Raw genomic sequence first — 18,016 nt, forward strand, 5'->3', positions numbered from 1 at the left:
ACCTAGATCACAGATATGAACAAGAAAGTAGCATTCTATACTTTAGGCTGTAAGCTTAATTTTTCTGAAACTTCTACAATTGGAAGGAGTTTAGTGAAAGATGGCTTTGAGCGTGTGGATTTCTCTGAGAAGGCAGATATGTATGTAATAAATACCTGCTCGGTAACCGATAATGCTGATAAAAAGTTTAAAACAATAGTAAAACAAGCGCAAAAAGGGAACCCTGAAGCTTTTATAGCTGCGGTTGGTTGTTATGCGCAATTAAAACCTGAAGAACTTGCTGCTGTTGATGGAGTGGATTTGGTACTTGGGGCAACGGAGAAATTTAAAATTGGTGATTACATCAATGACCTCTCTAAAAACGATTTTGGTGAAGTTCATTCCTGTGAAATTGCTGATGCCGATTTTTACGTAGGGAGTTATGCCATAGGAGACAGAACAAGGGCTTTTCTAAAAGTACAGGATGGATGCGACTATAAATGTACTTACTGTACTATACCATTGGCAAGAGGCATCTCTAGAAGCGATTCTTTAGCAAATGTACTTCAGAACGCTGCTGAGATAGCTGGTCAGGGAATTAAGGAAATCGTACTCACAGGTGTTAATATTGGAGATTATGGCAAAGGTGAATTCGGGAACAAAAAACATGAACATACATTTTTAGATTTAGTTAAAGCTTTAGACAAGGTAAATGGGATTAGTAGGCTTCGTATTTCCTCAATAGAGCCTAACTTATTAAAAAACGAAACCATAGATTTTGTGGCCAATAGCAATGCCTTTGTTCCACATTTTCACATTCCCTTACAGAGTGGAAGCGATGTGCTGCTAAAACTGATGAAGCGTAGGTATTTGACTGCGTTGTATACCGAACGTATTCAAAGGATAAAACAAGTTATGCCCCATTGTTGTATAGGTGTGGATGTTATTGTTGGATTTCCAGGGGAAACGGAAGCAAATTTTTTAGAAACCTATCATTTTTTAAATGAGTTGGATATTTCCTACCTACATGTATTTACGTATTCCGAAAGAGACAACACGGAAGCTGCAACGATGGAAGGTGTAGTTCCTAAAAACGTTCGTAACAAAAGGAGTAAAATGTTAAGGGCTTTATCCGTTAAAAAACGCAGAGCTTTTTATGAAAGTCAAGTTGGTTCGGAATTAGAGGTTTTATTTGAAGGAGAAAACAGGGGAGGTTACATTCAAGGATTTACAGAAAACTATGTAAAAGTAAAAGCTCCTTGGAATCCGGCTCTGGTAAATACACTTCATAAAGTAAGGCTAAAGGAAATTGCCGCAGATGGGGTAGTGGCTATCGATTTTTTGAATAGTGAAGTACTACTATAAAAAAAGCCTCTCGAATGAGAGGCTTTTTTTTAAATTCTAATGCCGACTGGCAGCATTTCTTTGTACTGTCTGTTCTTCCTTAAGAACCCAGCGATTGAAGGGCTGGTAGGAACCACTCTTAAGTTCTTTTCTTGAATGTGGTGAAGAACGGATTTGATGAAATTTTCTTTGAACCCCTCTTTGGTAACTCCTTCGGGAACTACTAGTTTGGTCAAAAACACTTTTCTTTCTTGAGATGAATACTCGATTTTTGCGAGCTTACCTTCTACGGTTGTTTCAAATTGACGCAAGAAAGCATTGTCCTTAATAATAACATCGTTCATATAGTTTATTTTAGTGTTGGTTTTAGACAAAAAAATTACGATGTTCTCTAATCGTAATTCGTCTATATTTGGTTAAAATATCTTTAAATCTCTCCAAAATTAGATTAAAAAATAGTTATCAAAGCTAGTGAAAAAATACCTAAATTCCTAGTTTTTACGGTGTTCGTATATTATGGTCAATTCCAAAACACATATCTACCTTATGCCCGGAATGGCTGCCAGCGGTAAGATTTTTGAGTATATCAGTTTACCTAAGGATAGATTTGAGCTACATGTACTAGAGTGGAAAATACCTGTTAAAGGTCAGTCTATTTCGCAGTATGCACACCAAATGTGCAAACTGATTAAATATGAGCGCCCGGTATTATTAGGTGTTTCTTTTGGTGGTTTGTTAGTACAGGAGATGGCTAAGATAATCCCCGTATTAAAAATAATTATCGTTTCCAGTATTAAACAAAAATCAGAATTACCGAACCGCATGTTATTTGCACGTTACACTAGTGTGCATAGACTCTTACCAACAGGGTTGGTGAACAATGTAGAGTTATTGGCCAAGTATGCCTTTGGAGAAACGGTAACGAAACGATTGGAACTCTATGAAAAGTATTTGTCTATCCGCGACAAATTTTACATAGATTGGTGTATCCATGAAATGGTAAACTGGCGGCAAACCAAATACGATAAAAACCTTATTCATATACAGGGTGAAAAGGATACTGTTTTTCCAGTAAAAAACATTAAGGATTGTATTCTAGTGAAGAATGGTACACATACCATGATAATTCATAGGGCAAAATGGTTTAATGAGCACCTGCCTACAATTATTTTGGAATAAGACTGTTCTATTAATACCTTTGAATGTAACTAAAAGTAAGAAAGATGAAGATTTTAAAGAAGGTTTTGATGATTTTGGGAGTGGTCTTTGTTATGGGCACACTAATTTTTGCTGTAAAGTCTAATACCGTTGCAAGCAAAAATACCAATACTGTTGTTAATGATAGCATCGAAAAAAATGTTACTTCGTCTTACCGAATTTCATCAATTGATATTCCGGAAGATTTAAATTTTGCCGGAGAGGTAGTTCCACAGGAAGATCCCGAAATAATGGAGCGGGTAGATAGAGAGTTTTTGGTGAATACCTACTGGCAATCCAACGCTTTGTTATTGATGAAGCGGGCCCACAAATATTTCCCGGTTATAGAACCTATTTTAGCGAAAAATGGAATCCCTGACGATTTCAAGTACTTAGCAGTTGCGGAGAGTGGTTTAACCAACGTTGTGTCCCATGCCGGGGCTACCGGTTTTTGGCAGATTATGAGAGAAACAGGCAGGGAGTATGGTCTGGAAGTAAATTCCAATGTTGATGAAAGGTATCATTTAGAAAAGTCTACGGAGGTAGCTTGCGAGTATCTTAACAAATGGAAAAATAAATATGGCAGTTGGACACTTACGGCAGCGGCCTACAATGCCGGACCTGGTGGAATCAATAAATACATGAGAATTCAGAAAGTGGACAATTACTATGACCTACTGTTAGGGCAAGAAACCGGACGATATGTGTTTCGGATTATGGCTATAAAGGAGATACTTTCTAATCCTGAAAAATATGGTTTCCAAATAGATAAAGAAGATATGTACAATGCCGTTCCTACTTTTACCGTTGAGATAGATAAGCCTGTGAGCAGCTTTGCAGACTTTGCGAAGGAATACGAGATAACTTATAAGATATTAAAAAGACACAACCCGTGGTTAAGGGAACCACACCTTAACAATAACTCCAGAAAGAAATATACGATTGAGATTCCCAACAAGGGTTATTATATGGAGTCTAAATAGGTACTAGTGTAAGGTTTCCGGTTGACCGTGTTTAGTTAATAACTATTAATTTTTTCTGCCCAAGGATAAAGTGTCAGCATTGCTAAGAGCATTTTTACATTTTTAGAATTAACTATTGGTATAGCATTTGGACGGCTACAAATCCTAGAATAGAAACTAACTTTTTGGAATCCATAAAAAAGATGACTTAGGAAACAGTACTTTGCTAACTGCTAACTGCTAACTGCTAACTGCTAACTGCTAACTAAATCTTCTTCATTTGCTGCTGCATCATTCTAATCTGCTCGGTCAACATATTGTTCTTATCTAATTTTTTCGCTTCATTGAGCAGCATAGTAGCTTCTCTTTTACGCCTTTTTTGCATGGATATACCAGCTAAGCTTAATTTGGCCATGGCAACATCATAGTCCATCGTAAGACCAAGCTTTAGGGCTTTCTTAAAATACTTTTCCGCTTGGGTTAAATTGGTTTGTGAAAAAATGATACCATGTAAATAATTGTAATACCCCTGTTGTTTTGTGGTAAGCGCTCCTTCAGGATTCTTTATTTTGTTCAACCAGTTTTGAGTTCCTGTTAAATCTTGCTTTCGCATTCTTAGGAAAGCCAAAAGGATAATCTCGTTTCTAAAATAAAGGAATATAAAGATGAGCGATAATAATATTAAAAATATTCCATTTCCTATGTAGCCTTCAATCATTTGATAAATGGCAAAGGCAATGATTAATCCGGCGATAACGAGTTTAATATTTTTATTGAACATAGTGCTATTTTTGTAGCGTCTTTTTTAATTAGCGGTAATTGAAAATGACGTATTATTTATGTACTTTGGTTATTTTAAATCGGTTCGGGCAAAATTAGGGAAAAGCTTGGTTTTGAAGTGTAAAGAATTAATAAAAAATTTTTTTCATAAGCACTTGTCAAAGAAAAAACTCTTTGTATATTTGCGCCCAGTTTTGCAGATGATTCTGTAAAATATTAAACAACGAAAAGGTTTAAAAAATGCCCGGACAGAAAAGAACATATCAGCCTTCAAAGAGAAAGAGAAAGAATAAACATGGTTTTCGTGAGCGTATGGCTTCCGTAAACGGTAGAAAAGTTCTTGCAAGAAGAAGAGCAAAAGGTAGAAAGAAGTTAACTGTATCCTCTGAAACAAGACACAAGAAATAAATGATTTCAATTTTTTAAAATATTGAAGGTGTTACTTTTTTAAAAGTAGCACCTTTTTTTTGTTCAATAACTACACACTATATCATAACATGCCGAAAAGAAAAGATTTAAACTCGATTTTAATTATTGGTTCAGGACCGATTATCATTGGTCAAGCCTGCGAATTTGATTACGCCGGATCACAATCATTACGTTCTTTGAAGGAAGACGGAATTGAAACTATTTTGATAAATAGTAATCCCGCTACAATTATGACCGATCCTTCGATGGCCGATCATATTTACTTGAAACCATTGACTACAAAATCGATCATAGAAATCTTAAAAGAACACCCTCAAATTGACGCTGTTCTTCCTACAATGGGAGGCCAAACGGCCCTTAATCTATGTATTGAGGCAGATAAAAAAGGAATTTGGGAAGATTTTGATGTGCAAATGATAGGTGTAGATATCGATGCCATTAATATTACAGAAGATAGGGAGCAGTTCCGTGAATTAATGTTAAAAATAGGTGTAGGTATGGCACCCCAAGCCACGGCAACATCCTTCTTAAAAGGTAAAGAAATTGCTCAGGAATTCGGTTTTCCACTTGTAATTAGAGCCTCTTATACCCTTGGTGGTGCTGGAGCTTCAATTGTACATAAACCGGAAGATTTTGATGCGCTTTTAAGTCATGGTCTTGAGATTTCCCCGATACACGAGGTAATGATAGATAAGGCCCTAATGGGTTGGAAAGAGTATGAGCTGGAATTGTTAAGGGATAAAAATGATAATGTAGTCATCATTTGTGCTATTGAGAATATGGATCCTATGGGAATACATACGGGAGATTCTATTACCGTTGCACCTGCCATGACACTTTCTGATAAGACCTATCAGAAGATGCGAGATATGGCCATTCACATGATGCGTAGTATTGGCGATTTCGAAGGGGGTTGTAATGTACAGTTTGCCGTGAGTCCGGATGAAGAAGAGGATATCATTGCCATAGAGATTAATCCACGTGTTTCACGTTCCTCAGCTTTGGCATCTAAAGCAACGGGTTATCCTATCGCAAAAGTGGCAACGAAGCTGGCTATTGGGTACTCTTTGGACGAATTGGAAAATCAGATTACAAAATCTACTTCTGCCTTATTCGAGCCTACTTTGGATTATGTTATTGTAAAAATACCGCGTTGGAACTTTGATAAGTTCGAAGGGTCTGATCGTACTTTAGGATTACAAATGAAGGCTGTTGGAGAGGTAATGGGCATTGGTCGTTCTTTTCAAGAAGCACTGCATAAGGCCACGCAGTCGCTAGAAATTAAGAGAAACGGATTGGGAGCTGATGGAAAGGGATATAAAGATTACGACCAAATCATAAGCAAGCTAACGATACCTAGTTGGGATAGGGTTTTTGTGATTTATGATGCTATTCAAATGGGGATTCCTCTAAGCAGAATTTATGAGATCACTAAGATTGATATGTGGTTCTTAAAACAATACGAAGAGCTGTTTCAGTTAGAAAAAGAAATTTCTAAGTACACCATAGCAACATTGACCAAAGACCTCTTATTAGAGGCTAAGCAAAAAGGTTTTGCAGATAGGCAAATAGCACATATGCTAGACTGCTACGAAAGTGAAGTATATAATAAACGTACGGAACTAAACATCAATAGAGTCTACAAATTGGTGGATACTTGTGCGGCCGAATTTAAAGCGATGACCCCGTATTACTATTCCACTTTTGAGGAAGAAATTGAAAAACCGGACGGAACAAGATATGTAGAGAACGATAGTATCGTAACCGATAAGAAGAAAATAGTAGTTTTGGGTTCTGGCCCAAATAGGATAGGGCAGGGTATTGAGTTCGATTATTGTTGTGTGCATGGCGTTTTAGCTGCGGCAGAATGCGGCTATGAGACTATAATGATCAACTGTAATCCTGAAACGGTTTCAACCGATTTTGATACGGCGGATAAATTATATTTTGAGCCAGTTTTCTGGGAGCATATTTACGATATTATCCGTCATGAGAAACCAGAAGGCGTTATTGTACAGTTGGGTGGACAGACCGCTCTAAAACTTGCTGAAAAATTATCCAAATACGGAATTAAGATTATTGGTACTAGTTTTGAATCGCTCGATTTAGCGGAGGATAGAGGAAGCTTCTCAACCTTGCTAAAAGAGAACAATATTCCTTTTCCAGAATTTGGTGTCGCTGAAACAGCGGATGAAGCACTGCAGCTTGCAGATAAACTTAACTTTCCTTTATTGGTAAGACCTTCTTATGTATTAGGTGGGCAGGGGATGAAAATTGTCATCAATAAGGAAGAGTTGGAAGAGCACGTTGTGGATTTACTTCGAAAGATTCCTAATAATAAGCTGCTGTTAGACCATTATTTAGATGGCGCTATAGAAGCAGAAGCAGATGCTATTTGTGACGGTAACGATGTTTACATCATTGGTATCATGGAGCATATAGAACCTTGTGGTATACATTCCGGAGATTCCAATGCCACATTGCCACCGTTTAATCTTGGTGAGTTTGTAATGCAACAGATAAAAGACCATACCAAAAAAATAGCTCTAGCATTGAATACGGTAGGTTTAATAAACATTCAGTTTGCGATTAAGGATGATATGGTCTATATCATTGAGGCGAATCCTCGTGCATCAAGAACGGTTCCTTTCATAGCGAAGGCTTATAAGGAACCTTATGTAAATTACGCGACCAAAGTAATGTTAGGAGAGAAAAAAATTAAGGATTTTGATTTTAATCCGCAGTTAGATGGTTACGCGATAAAACAACCTGTTTTCTCTTTCAACAAATTCCCTAACGTAAATAAGAATTTAGGTCCTGAGATGAAGAGTACGGGAGAAAGTATCCTATTCATAGATAGTCTTAAGGATGATGAATTTTACAATCTTTACGCTAGAAGAAAAATGTATTTGAGTAAGTAATTCAATACTCATATAATCACATAGGACAACCCCCGAAAATCCGGGGGTTTTTTTTATAAAATAAGCGTAGGTTATACTTTTACGAAAACATAACCTCTTCTAGTTTTGGTGTAGTGTTTACCGCTCCAATGGTAATACCGTTTTCCATTTACCTTGACAACTTTATAATGGGCTGGTCTTTTTTGAACTACGAAAACTCTTTCGGGAGTTTTGGTCCTAATGCTTGTAGCGCAGGAAGTAAAACCGCACATGAAAACAACGATAAGTAAAATAAGGGACTTTTTCATAATCTTAAATTTTATGTTTTTAATTGGACTATGAAAGTTGGGTAAGGTTTAAAATGTGGACTAATTGAACCAGACCGCATATTTTTTACGGCGCAATTCTAGGGCAAGCGTTTCCTCCATTTTTAAAGCCTCGGCTCTAGTGCGCAACGGGGCTATATGATTGTAGAGGCTTCCACGAAGGTATAGCCCGTACTTTTCTACGATGTTGGCAGATAGTTTATGCCCTTTCTTGTTTCTATAGGCCGTTTTATGCTGCTCAAAACGTTCCTGAGGACTTTTACTGGTCATGCCTACATACAAACATTCCAGAACACCATTAAATTGAGGATTCGCTTCCCTGAACTTTCTGTTTTCGGTAAAAACCTTTCTAGAGAGTTCTATAACATAGATATGGTACTGGGCTTTTGGCAATGGTCAGGGCGTTTTAAAATTTCCAAAGTGCCATAAAACACCGCTAGGATCGTGGAGAAAGAATTCGCTTCCCCAATCGTTATGTACAATTTCTGATAAGCGCACACTGTCGTATTTCTCCGGTAGTTTTAGATTTTTAATGTGCGCTAAGGTGCTTGTTAAATCAGTGACCTCAAAGAAAATCATGGAATTGTCTACCCAGTCCTTTACATAAGCGTCTTGTAGGTAGAATCCAAAATCACCACTAAAGAAATAGGACATATTTTTAGATGTTATAACTTCCTGAAATCCCAAATCGGTATAGAAATTTCTAGAAGTAGTATAATCCTTGGCGCCAATAAAGGTTCTGATGGATTTTCCTGATAGTTTCATTATGAATTTTTTCTGATTCGGTGCTGCATCAGTACTACAAGATAAAAATCTCAACTTTATGCTATAGAGTCTGTTTTCGGCAAATGAAAAATAGTTATAAGATTCATTATATGGTAATTATTCTTCTAGCTACTCCTCCCACTCGGTATGAAAAACACCTTCTTTGTCCAAACGTTCATAGGTGTGTGAGCCAAAATAATCACGCTGCGCTTGTATCACATTTAATGGCAACCTAGAGGAGGTATAGGCATCAAAATAGGTGAGGGAGTTTGAAAGTCCTGGTAGAGGTATTCCGTTCGTTGCGCCATAAGCGACTAACTCACGCGCTGCATCAACCGTACCCTGCACTTTTTCTACAAAAGTAGGAGAGAGCAAGAGGTTTGGTAGTTTTTCGTTCGTCTTAAACGCTTCAGTAATATCTGCCAATAGTCCCGCTCGGATAATACAACCTGCCCGCCATATTTTAGCAATAACAGCAATATCTAGCTCATAACCATATTCTTTAGAAGCATCCGCTAATTGGTGCAAGCCTTGTGCATAGGTGATAATAAAAGAAAAGTATAGTGCTTCTTCACTGAGCTTTTCTAGTTTGGCTTTATCCATATGCGCCACTTTAGGTCGGTCATAAAGTCCATCTGCTTTTATACGTTCTTCTTTAAGTGCGGATATTTCGCGCATACTTACCGCAATATCTATGGAAGGTACAGGAATACCTAAATCCATTGCATTTTGGCTAGTCCATTTTCCGGTTCCTTTTTGTTTCGCCTTGTCCAATATTTTATCCACGAGACGGCCATCACTCAAATCATCCTCCTGTTCAAATATTTCGGAAGTTATTTCTACCAGAAAGGATTGTAATCGGCCCGCATTCCATTTGGCATAGGTAACATGTAATTCATCATTAGAAAAGTCACCCCCTTTTTTGAGTACGTCATAAATTTCCGAGGTCAACTGCATTAATCCGTATTCAATACCATTATGGACCATTTTTACGTAGTTTCCCGCAGATTTTGGACCTAAATAGGCGACACAAGGTTCACCTTGGTATTTGGCGGCAACAGCTTCAAAAATAGGTTTAACATGTTGATAGGCCTCTTTATTCCCACCAGGCATAATACTTGGCCCTTTGCGCGCGCCCTTTGCGCCGCCTGAAACACCTGCCCCAAAAAAGTTGATTCCCTTTTCGGATAAATACGCTTCGCGTCTGTCCGTATCGGTAAAAAATGAATTTCCGCCATCAATGATAATATCGCCTTCATCCAAATCTGGCAGTAAATTTGATATGACAATATCCACCACCTTCCCAGCAGGGACTAGGAGCATAATCTTGCGGGGCTTTGAAAGTGCATTGATGAAAACCTTGGCATCTGTAGTGGCATTTATTTTAGTAGTATCACCACCTTCTTCAATAAGGGCGTTTACTTTTTCGGTGTCCAAATCGTTACCAAAAGCTGTAAACCCGTTATCGGCGACGTTTAGGATAAAGTTCCTTCCCATAACGCCCAATCCTACCAATCCAAAATCATATTTCTGCTCCATACTGTACTGCTTTTTTTTAAATAAGATTCTATAGAATCAAAAATAAACGAAAATATCTTTTGTAGGGCATTATCTTCGTGTAAACTCGTTGCGATTACCTTATCTTTTCGATACTTTTATAGACTAATTTGATGCTCTCTTTATGAAAAAAACAAAAAACCAGATGCTCGTTATTTTTGGTGCATCGGGAGATTTAACTGCAAGGAAATTAGTTCCTGCGCTTTTTAATCTTTTTAAAGCCAAGCAACTCCCAGAAAATTTTGTGGTATTGGGTGCTAGTCGAAGTAATATGAGTGACGATGCGTTTCGTGATAAAGTAGTCTTAGAGAGCAAATACCTCAAGGAAAAAAGTAAAGATGTGTCTAAAAAGGAGATGCAAACGTTTGCATCTAAGTTTTTTTATGAGGATTTAGGCGATAAATATGACGGAGATTATGTTGGTTTAAAAAAACGTATTCATCAATTAAACAATGACCAAAAAACAGCGGGGAATATCATGTACTACCTTTCTACGCCCCCAACGTTATATGAAGCTATTGCTAAAAGTTTAGCTGAAGCTGGTTTAAGTACACAAAATAATGGTTGGAAACGTTTAATAGTAGAAAAGCCTTTTGGCTATAGTTTAGAAACCGCCAGGCAACTAAATAAGGGATTACAGCAGCATTTTAATGAAAGTCAAATTTATAGAATAGATCATTATTTAGGCAAGGAAACCGTTCAAAACCTTTTGGTTACCCGGTTTGCAAATAGCATTTTTGAGCCTTTATGGAACAGAAATTACATACACCATGTAGAAATCACCAATGCAGAAAGTGTGGGTGTTGAGAAACGCGGTGGCTATTACGATAAATCTGGAGCGTTGCGAGATATGTTTCAAAATCACCTCTTACAAATAGTTTCTTTGGTAGTAATGGAGCCACCTATTGGAGATGAACCTGAAGAGATACGTAACGAAAAGGTAAAAGCGCTAAAATCTTTGCGAATTATGAACGACAATAAAACGCTTCATGACCATACGATACGAGCGCAATATATGTCCTCAAAAATAGATGGCGAACCTGTAAAGGGTTATCGCGAAGAGGATGATGTAGATGACGACTCCTTAACAGAGACCTATGCCGCAATTAAATTTTATGTGGATAATTGGCGATGGAAAGATGTTCCGTTCTATGTGCGTACCGCCAAAAGGATGCCCACTAAAGCCACGGAGGTGGTCATACATTTTAAGACACCGCATCATCAGATTTTTCAAGATACCGGTATGGAAAATAAGGATAATAAATTGATTATTCGCATACAGCCAGATGAAGGTATTTTGATAAAGTTCGGGGTGAAAGTTCCTGGACAAGGTTTTAAAGTGGAGCGTGCCAATCTTGATTTTTATTATGATAGTCTAGCGGAAACAAAAGTTATGGAGGCCTATGAACGCTTATTGTTGGATGCCATGCAAGGAGACGCGACTTTATACGCCAGAGCAGATGAAGTGGAAGCGGCTTGGGAGTTCGTAGACCCTATTCTTGACTACTGGAAAAACGGAAAGGACGTACGTATGTACGGTTATGCTGCCGGCGTTTGGGGGCCTGAAAATGCTGATGAACTCATTGACGGAATAGGTTCGTGGAGAAATCCAGGTCCTAATTTGACGGATGACCCTGGTTTCTGCGTACTTTGCTAGTTTAAGTAGTTAGGAGTTAGTTGTTCTGAACAGATTAGTTAAGTTGAATTTCCGGTCGAGCGGAGTCGAGATCTGGTTTTTAAAAATTTAAAATGGAATTAAAGATATACAAGGATAAAAACGAAGTTGCGAAAAATTTTTCCAGCTACTTAGCTGATTTTGTGGCTAAGGAAGAAACAGCACATATTGCGTTATCAGGGGGAAGTACTCCAAAGATTGTCTTTGATACTTTAGCTTCAGATTATGCCGATAAGATTGATTGGAGTAAAATCCATTTTTATTGGGGTGATGAGCGCTGCGTACCACCAACGGATGAACAGAGTAACTATAAAATGACGCTAGACCATCTCTTTTCAAAAATTGACATTCCAGAAGAACATATTCATCGTGTTTTGGGAGAGAATAATCCAACGGGAGAGGCGATGCGTTATGCAAATCTTTTGGAAATTAACTTGGATAGGGTAGACGAAATTCCTCAATTTGACCTGGTAATATTAGGTATGGGAGATGATGGTCACACGGCCTCTATTTTTCCGCATGAAATAGATTTATGGAATGCGACCGACCATTGCGTTGTGGCCACGCATCCAGAATCTGGCCAAGAACGCGTTTCTATTAACGGAAAAGTAATTAACAAGTCAAAAGAAGTTGCTTTTTTGGTAACGGGAGAAAGTAAAGCGGAAAAAGTTACAGCGATTATTAACAAAACGGGAGATTTTGAAAAGTATCCTGCAAGTCTTGTAAATCCGGAATCCGGTAAATTAGTATGGTTTTTAGACCAAAGCGCAGCTAAAGGTGTTACCCAAGACTAATTTTACAATTTTCTGTTTTTAGTGCGTCCAAAAATTCTGTTACATTAAAGTTACTGGAATCGAACTTCGTATCTCTTTTAAAGGCAGATTCTTTCCGATACTTACTGCGAGAAAAACGCCTTACGCCTTGCTCATCGGTTACTAAAAGTCCAGGGATAGCCACACTTTTTCCATCTTCGTTTTTGGCCACCATGGTAAAGTAGGAGGAATTGCAATGTTTTTTCTTCCCGGTCTGAATATTTTCGGATTCTACGCGAACTCCGACTACCATAGAAGTTCTCCCCGTATAATTAATGGATGCTTTTAAAGTGACCAATTCACCTACCTCTATGGGGTTCAGGAAATCTACCCGATTTACGGATGCTGTAACACAATAACGCCTTGAATGTTTAGAGGCACAGGCGAACGCGATTTGGTCCATTAGATTTAAAATATGCCCCCCATGTACTTTCCCGCCAAAGTTGGAATGGGAGGGAAGCATCAATTCCGTAATGGAAACTCTAGACTCTTTTACGCTTTTATAATCTTCCATTAATTACCAAAATGAGGTGAATTCTCCTGTTCTACGTCCGTGATGAAATATTTGGTGTCTCCGAGCCATACAAAAGTAGCGAAGCGCTCCGTATAGCTTACTTTAACATAGCGCCCTTGATACTCCTTTAATTTTTCAATTACGTCTTTATCCTTATCTAAAACAGAGAACGCAAAAATTTGAGCTCCAGAAATACCTTGACTTATTTCCCCCTCCCAGGTTTTAATGATAACACCCTTATGACTTATTTTTATTAACTCTCCAGAACGCACACCCTCGCTATAGGGCACAAAATAGATGAATGCGTAATAGGCGGCTAAAAGCACAGAGAGTCCTCCAATAAATAGAAATAGTATTTTTTTCATATTACAATTTTAGTTTAGGCTCCTCTTCTGCAAAATCATCTTCTTGAGCACGTTTTAAAATGGGTTCTGGAATAGATTTTTTAGCCTTTGCGCCCATTTTCTTAAGCTTTTCAATACTAGTTATAATATTACCTCTTCCTTCCACCAACTTGTTCATGGCACCTTTATACTCGTCCTTGGCATCGTCCATTTTCTTACCTACCTTGGTCAGGTCGCCCACAAATCCTTCAAATTTATCATACAAAGCACCTGCCTGTCGTGCAATTTCAATCGCATTACGTTGTTGTTTTTCATTATTCCACATACTATCAATTGTACGCAATGTAGCTAGTAGGGTGGAAGGTGTTACAATAACAATATTCTGTTCAAAAGCCTTGTTATACAATGAGTTATCATTATTTATTGCAATAGCAAATGCAGGCTCTATAGGAACGAACATCAATACAAAATCAGGGCTTTCCATCTCATATAAATCTTCATACTTTTTAGCGGACAATTGATCTACATGTCTTCTCAAAGAATTAATATGGTCTTTTAGATATTTCTCTTGTAAATCATCTTCTGCGTTAATGTAACGTTCATAATCCGTAAGGGAAACTTTTGAATCCACAATCATTTTCTTTCCATCGGGCAGGTTAATGATAACGTCCGGTAAGACTCTAGAACCATCTTCTCTAGTAAAACTCTGCTGCACGCTATACTCTCTGTCTTTCTCTAGGCCAGACTTTTCCAAAACACGCTCCAACACCAATTCTCCCCAGTTTCCTTGCATTTTACTATCGCCTTTCAAAGCTTTTGTAAGGTTTTCCGCTTCTTGGGTTATTTTCAGATTCTGAGATTGCAAGTTCAATAACTGCTCTTTTAGTGCCGAGTGGATACTGATATTTTCTTTCTGACTTTCTTCTACCTTTTTTTCGAATAATTGAATCTTTTCGTTCAAAGGCGTTAAGATGTTTTTTATATTTTTCTCGTTACGCTCCGTAAACTTTAAACTTTTTTCCTCTAAGATTTTATTGGCGAGGTTTTCAAATTCTTTGGTAAACTTCTCCTGTAGCTTTTCTACTTCTTCTTTCTGCTCCCTATTCTTGAGTTGTAAATTTTCCCTATCGGCTTGGTAACGTACGAGTTGATTCCCAAGTTGTTCTTTTTCATTTTGTAAATGAATTTTATGCTCTTCTGTATCTCGCAGTCGTTGCTCTAAAACGTTTAAGTTATGCTGCATTTGCCGTTCTCTTTCTTCCAATTCGCTTTGGCTAGAAGTAGTTTTTAGCTTTTGGATGTAATTGCCCAGGAAATAGCCCGCTCCAAGGAAAACTAGGGCAATTATTATGTATAATAATGTCTCGTTCATGATGTGTTCTAAATACGGTAGTAAAGATACAGGTTACTTCTGAATACGAAAAGCACCCGTAATAGAATCAAATCGTACTGCATCCGACGGAAAAAGACTTTCAAAAGCCCTGTTTTCGATGAGTTTACAGGGTTGTTCAAAAGGATTGTTTAGACCATCAAGTATCAACATTTTATCACAGAGCTGTATGGCCATTTCTATTTCATGGCTCGTGAATAGGATAGTTTTAAGGGTCTGATGGGCAATGGATTTCAACAATTTTAAGATTTGAACTTTATGGTATAAATCTAAATGGGTGGTTGGTTCATCCAAGAGAATAATATCGGTGTCCTGCGCAATAGCTCTAGCGATTAAAACACGTTGTAACTGTCCATCACTTATCTCATGACATTTCTTGTGCTTTAATTCGGAAAGTTCAAGTAGTTCAATAGCTTCGTTAACTTTCAGAATGTCCTTTGGAGACAGATTGCCCAACCAATTGGTGTAAGGTTGCCTTCCCAAGGCAATAAGTTCCTGAACTCTTAAATTATTTGATGTGATTGGTTCTGTAAGCACCACACTAAGAGTTGTAGCAAACTTTAAGGGGGTAAAATCAACCACATTTTGCTCCTTAATTTTTAGTGTACCGGAAATACTAGGCTGAAAATTTCCAATCGTACGCATTAGGGTAGATTTCCCTATACCATTGACCCCCACTACAGCGGCTAGTAATCCTTTATGAAGGGTAAAGTTGATATTATCGCAAATGGATACAGATTTATAACCAATAGATAAATCGGTTGCTTCTAAGGCGATATGGTTCTCTTTTGTTTTAATGAATTATAATTTTTTTAACCACTATTTTAAAATACCATTTTGCGTTTACGTAGCAACAACCAGATGACTACGGGCGCACCTATGATGCTGGTAATAGCATTAATGGGCAAAACTTTAACGGAACCAGGCAATTGTGCTACAATATCACAAAGTAACAGAATAATCCCCCCATAAATTAGAACGGCTGGAACCAATATTTTATGGTCCGTAGTATCAAAAATCTGTCGTGTTAAATGAGGTACTGCCAGGCCTATAAATGCAATGGGGCCTGCGAATGCGGTAATGCTTCCTGCTAATATTCCTGTAGCCATAATGATGATATAACGTGATTTTTTAAGGTTGATGCCCAGACTCTGAGCATAATTTTCTCCAAGTAAATACCCGTTCAATGATTTTATAGAACCAATGCTTAGTAAAACACCAAGGCTAACAAAACCTAATAGTAGGGTTAATTGAGACCATGAAAGGTTACCGACACTCCCAAAAGACCAATAGATGAACTGCTGAAGTTTTTCTGCATTACTAAAATAGGATAGCACACTTACGATAGCGGCCGTAATACTGCCGAACATGAGTCCTATGATGAGTAAAGCCATGGTATCCTTTATTCTTCCCGCAACAACTAAAACAATGAGCAGTACCAAGAAACTCCCTAGACTAGAGGCGATTGCCAACGCCACGTCGCTAGCGATATTATAGGTTATAAATCCAGAAAATAAAGATGCGCCCATAATCAAAAGTGCTGCCCCTAGACTAGCTCCGGAGCTAATTCCTAAAACAAATGGTCCGGCCAAGGGGTTTCTGAAAAGTGTTTGCATCAAGAGTCCACTTAGCGCTAAGCCCCCTCCAATAAGTACCGCAGCGCAAGCTTTTGGAATACGGTAATTCCATACAATATATTCAGATGAGGCCTGCTCCAGTTTACCTCCAAAGATAGCGCTTACAGTATCTGAAAAGGAAATAGCAACAGAGCCTAAACTAAGATTTAGCATAAAGCAAAGTCCTAATATGCCAATTAAGAAAAGGAATGTAAAACGAAATGTTTTTTGTTGCTTCAACTAATCAAGCGGTTTAAAAAAGAAAGCTTTATGATTCGGTAATAATTCTGGATGAAAAATATGTATTAAGTCCTTCAGAACCAAATCTGGTCTTTGTGGAGCCAACTCATAATATAGCAGACCACCTGTTTCCCCTAAAGTATCGGCGAAAGTATACATCTGTTTCTCTTTAAAGGGCTTGAATTGGTGGTAATGGGGACTAGCATCCTTTATATCTACATAGCTTGTGAATTGAGCAGGAGCAATCCAGAAATCGGCCAGTTCTCCTGTTTGGAGCACGCTTTCCCAACTAAGGGATAAACTACCCGTCTCAGGCGTTTCCTGCCAAAGATAGTTAGCGTTTGCATCTTTTATAAACTGTGCGGCCCAGCTATTTCCGCCCGGTAGGTACCAAACATCCTTGTACATGGCACCACTCATTACGGTGGGAACCCTGTCTGCATTTGTTGCAGTTTCTTTAGCCGCTAAATAGGCCGTCTCAATTTCTTTAAAAATAGCCTCGGCCTCTTTTTCTTTTTGAAAAAAAGGAGCGAAAAATTTTATCCATTCTGCCTTTCCCAAGGGTGTTTTCTCTGTCCAATCCCCATTATAAACAACAGGAATATGAGCAAGGGAAATGGTTTCGTAAGCTTTGTTCTGTGCGTTGATACTAAACCCGACTACCAGTTCTGGGCGGAGCGCTAGTACCATTTCGGTATTTAGGGACTCATTAGTACCCAGTTCTTTTATTTGACCCTTTTTAATACGTTCGCGGGCTGCTTCGGAGGAGATATATTGGGTATCTGGAAAACCTACTAATTTATCGAGCAGCCCTAAAGCCTCAAGAGCTGGTATGTGGGTTGTGGACGTGACCACAATATTTTCTACGGGAACAGGGATAATGGCATCATAAGCATCTTTGTTTAAGGTTATGACGTTCATTCTGTCTCTTGGGATGAGAGCATAGGTAAAAACAGATTCCGCATTGGGCCAAGGAGAAGTAATTTTTATTAGCGTAAGGTCTTCCCCTGATTTTTCTATGGTAAATCCGTTTGCATAGCTTAAAGCAAAGGATTTGTTGGGGGTTTCCGTTGGTATTTGATTTTTTTCGGATTCCTTACAACTAAAAAGAAGGAAAAGAATAATGAAAAATAAGCTTTGTTTCAATGGATGTGGTTTACATAGATTTTATAAAAATAGTATTATT

The 18,016-nt window shown here is 38.1% G+C and carries 19 protein-coding genes; 7 read left to right on the top strand and 12 right to left on the bottom strand.

All coding sequences use genetic code 11. The features are described 5' to 3' along the window. Nucleotides 1–15 precede the first annotated feature (15 nt). Entirely contained in the window at nucleotides 16–1,344 is a 1,329-nt protein-coding gene (mtaB, locus tag SJY09_RS03430) for a tRNA (N(6)-L-threonylcarbamoyladenosine(37)-C(2))-methylthiotransferase MtaB (protein WP_396637561.1), read from the top strand. Nucleotides 1,345–1,373: 29 nt separating this feature from the next. Here the strand turns inward: mtaB and SJY09_RS03435 are convergent, their stop codons facing one another. After that, nucleotides 1,374–1,667, bottom strand: a complete 294-nt coding sequence (locus SJY09_RS03435; protein ID WP_396637562.1) for a GNAT family N-acetyltransferase — start codon at nucleotides 1,665–1,667, stop codon at nucleotides 1,374–1,376. A 172-nt stretch (nucleotides 1,668–1,839) separates the two neighbouring features. Between SJY09_RS03435 and SJY09_RS03440 the strand changes: the two genes are divergently transcribed. Both SJY09_RS03440 and SJY09_RS03445 read left to right on the top strand, forming a co-directional pair. Further along, nucleotides 1,840–2,502, top strand: a complete 663-nt coding sequence (locus tag SJY09_RS03440; protein ID WP_396637563.1) for an alpha/beta hydrolase — start codon at nucleotides 1,840–1,842, stop codon at nucleotides 2,500–2,502. A gap of 44 nt (nucleotides 2,503–2,546) precedes the next feature. Further along, complete coding sequence (locus SJY09_RS03445; protein WP_396637564.1) at nucleotides 2,547–3,503, top strand: lytic transglycosylase domain-containing protein; 957 nt, start codon at nucleotides 2,547–2,549, stop codon at nucleotides 3,501–3,503. A 244-nt stretch (nucleotides 3,504–3,747) separates the two neighbouring features. Here SJY09_RS03445 and SJY09_RS03450 read toward each other — a convergent pair whose 3' ends face one another. Further along, complete coding sequence (locus SJY09_RS03450) at nucleotides 3,748–4,263, bottom strand: DUF2892 domain-containing protein (protein WP_396637565.1); 516 nt, start codon at nucleotides 4,261–4,263, stop codon at nucleotides 3,748–3,750. 239 nt (nucleotides 4,264–4,502) lie between these two features. Here SJY09_RS03450 and rpmH point away from each other — a divergent pair, with 239 nt between their 5' ends. Together rpmH and carB are read left to right on the top strand one after the other, a co-directional pair. Next, complete coding sequence (gene rpmH, locus SJY09_RS03455) at nucleotides 4,503–4,670, top strand: 50S ribosomal protein L34 (RefSeq protein WP_027067351.1); 168 nt, start codon at nucleotides 4,503–4,505, stop codon at nucleotides 4,668–4,670. 89 nt (nucleotides 4,671–4,759) lie between these two features. Continuing rightward, nucleotides 4,760–7,612 (top strand): carbamoyl-phosphate synthase large subunit, encoded by a 2,853-nt coding sequence (carB, locus tag SJY09_RS03460; protein ID WP_396637566.1) that lies wholly within the window; start codon nucleotides 4,760–4,762, stop codon nucleotides 7,610–7,612. A 71-nt stretch (nucleotides 7,613–7,683) separates the two neighbouring features. On the opposite strand, the gene SJY09_RS03465 is transcribed toward carB, so the two are convergent. The 4 genes from SJY09_RS03465 to gndA all read right to left on the bottom strand — a co-directional run bounded on the left by SJY09_RS03465 (nucleotide 7,684) and on the right by gndA (nucleotide 10,221). Further along, the gene (locus SJY09_RS03465; RefSeq protein WP_396637567.1) at nucleotides 7,684–7,899 is read right to left on the bottom strand and encodes a hypothetical protein; all 216 of its coding nucleotides are present in this window, start codon (nucleotides 7,897–7,899) and stop codon (nucleotides 7,684–7,686) included. 60 nt (nucleotides 7,900–7,959) lie between these two features. Continuing rightward, nucleotides 7,960–8,310, bottom strand: coding sequence for a ribose-5-phosphate isomerase (locus tag SJY09_RS03470; protein ID WP_396637568.1), 351 nt, complete (start codon nucleotides 8,308–8,310; stop codon nucleotides 7,960–7,962). A gap of 3 nt (nucleotides 8,311–8,313) precedes the next feature. After that, on the bottom strand, nucleotides 8,314–8,682 hold the full coding sequence (locus tag SJY09_RS03475; RefSeq protein WP_396637569.1) for a glyoxalase: 369 nt from the start codon (nucleotides 8,680–8,682) through the stop codon (nucleotides 8,314–8,316). Between the two features lie 129 nt (nucleotides 8,683–8,811). Next, nucleotides 8,812–10,221 (bottom strand): NADP-dependent phosphogluconate dehydrogenase, encoded by a 1,410-nt coding sequence (gndA, locus tag SJY09_RS03480; protein WP_396637570.1) that lies wholly within the window; start codon nucleotides 10,219–10,221, stop codon nucleotides 8,812–8,814. 142 nt (nucleotides 10,222–10,363) lie between these two features. Here gndA and zwf point away from each other — a divergent pair, with 142 nt between their 5' ends. Both zwf and pgl read left to right on the top strand, forming a co-directional pair. After that, nucleotides 10,364–11,896 (top strand): glucose-6-phosphate dehydrogenase, encoded by a 1,533-nt coding sequence (gene zwf / locus SJY09_RS03485; protein WP_396637571.1) that lies wholly within the window; start codon nucleotides 10,364–10,366, stop codon nucleotides 11,894–11,896. A gap of 92 nt (nucleotides 11,897–11,988) precedes the next feature. After that, on the top strand, nucleotides 11,989–12,708 hold the full coding sequence (gene pgl / locus SJY09_RS03490) for a 6-phosphogluconolactonase (RefSeq protein ID WP_396637572.1): 720 nt from the start codon (nucleotides 11,989–11,991) through the stop codon (nucleotides 12,706–12,708). Here the strand turns inward: pgl and SJY09_RS03495 are convergent. From SJY09_RS03495 to SJY09_RS03520, 6 genes are read right to left on the bottom strand one after another with little or no spacing between them, the layout of a single operon-like run. Then, complete coding sequence (locus tag SJY09_RS03495; protein WP_396637573.1) at nucleotides 12,695–13,240, bottom strand: acyl-CoA thioesterase; 546 nt, start codon at nucleotides 13,238–13,240, stop codon at nucleotides 12,695–12,697. The genes pgl and SJY09_RS03495 overlap by 14 nt on opposite strands. Further along, nucleotides 13,240–13,605 (bottom strand): 6-phosphogluconate dehydrogenase, encoded by a 366-nt coding sequence (locus SJY09_RS03500; protein WP_396637574.1) that lies wholly within the window; start codon nucleotides 13,603–13,605, stop codon nucleotides 13,240–13,242. The genes SJY09_RS03495 and SJY09_RS03500 overlap by 1 nt, the downstream gene beginning before the upstream one ends. 1 nt (nucleotide 13,606) lies before the next feature. Continuing rightward, nucleotides 13,607–14,956 carry a DNA recombination protein RmuC gene (rmuC, locus tag SJY09_RS03505; RefSeq protein WP_396637575.1) on the bottom strand — a complete coding sequence of 450 codons (1,350 nt, stop codon included), beginning with the start codon at nucleotides 14,954–14,956 and terminating at the stop codon, nucleotides 13,607–13,609. Between the two features lie 33 nt (nucleotides 14,957–14,989). After that, nucleotides 14,990–15,772: an ABC transporter ATP-binding protein gene (locus SJY09_RS03510; protein ID WP_396638593.1), complete on the bottom strand. Its 783-nt coding sequence runs from the start codon at nucleotides 15,770–15,772 to the stop codon at nucleotides 14,990–14,992. A 26-nt stretch (nucleotides 15,773–15,798) separates the two neighbouring features. Further along, nucleotides 15,799–16,830 carry a FecCD family ABC transporter permease gene (locus SJY09_RS03515; protein ID WP_396637576.1) on the bottom strand — a complete coding sequence of 344 codons (1,032 nt, stop codon included), beginning with the start codon at nucleotides 16,828–16,830 and terminating at the stop codon, nucleotides 15,799–15,801. Beyond that, a complete protein-coding gene (locus SJY09_RS03520; RefSeq protein ID WP_396637577.1) occupies nucleotides 16,831–17,976 on the bottom strand; it encodes an ABC transporter substrate-binding protein in 1,146 nt (381 codons plus the stop codon). Between the last annotated feature and the right edge of the window lie 40 nt (nucleotides 17,977–18,016).

This window comes from Maribacter sp. R77961, assembly GCF_044594925.1.
Classification (GTDB): domain Bacteria; phylum Bacteroidota; class Bacteroidia; order Flavobacteriales; family Flavobacteriaceae; genus Maribacter.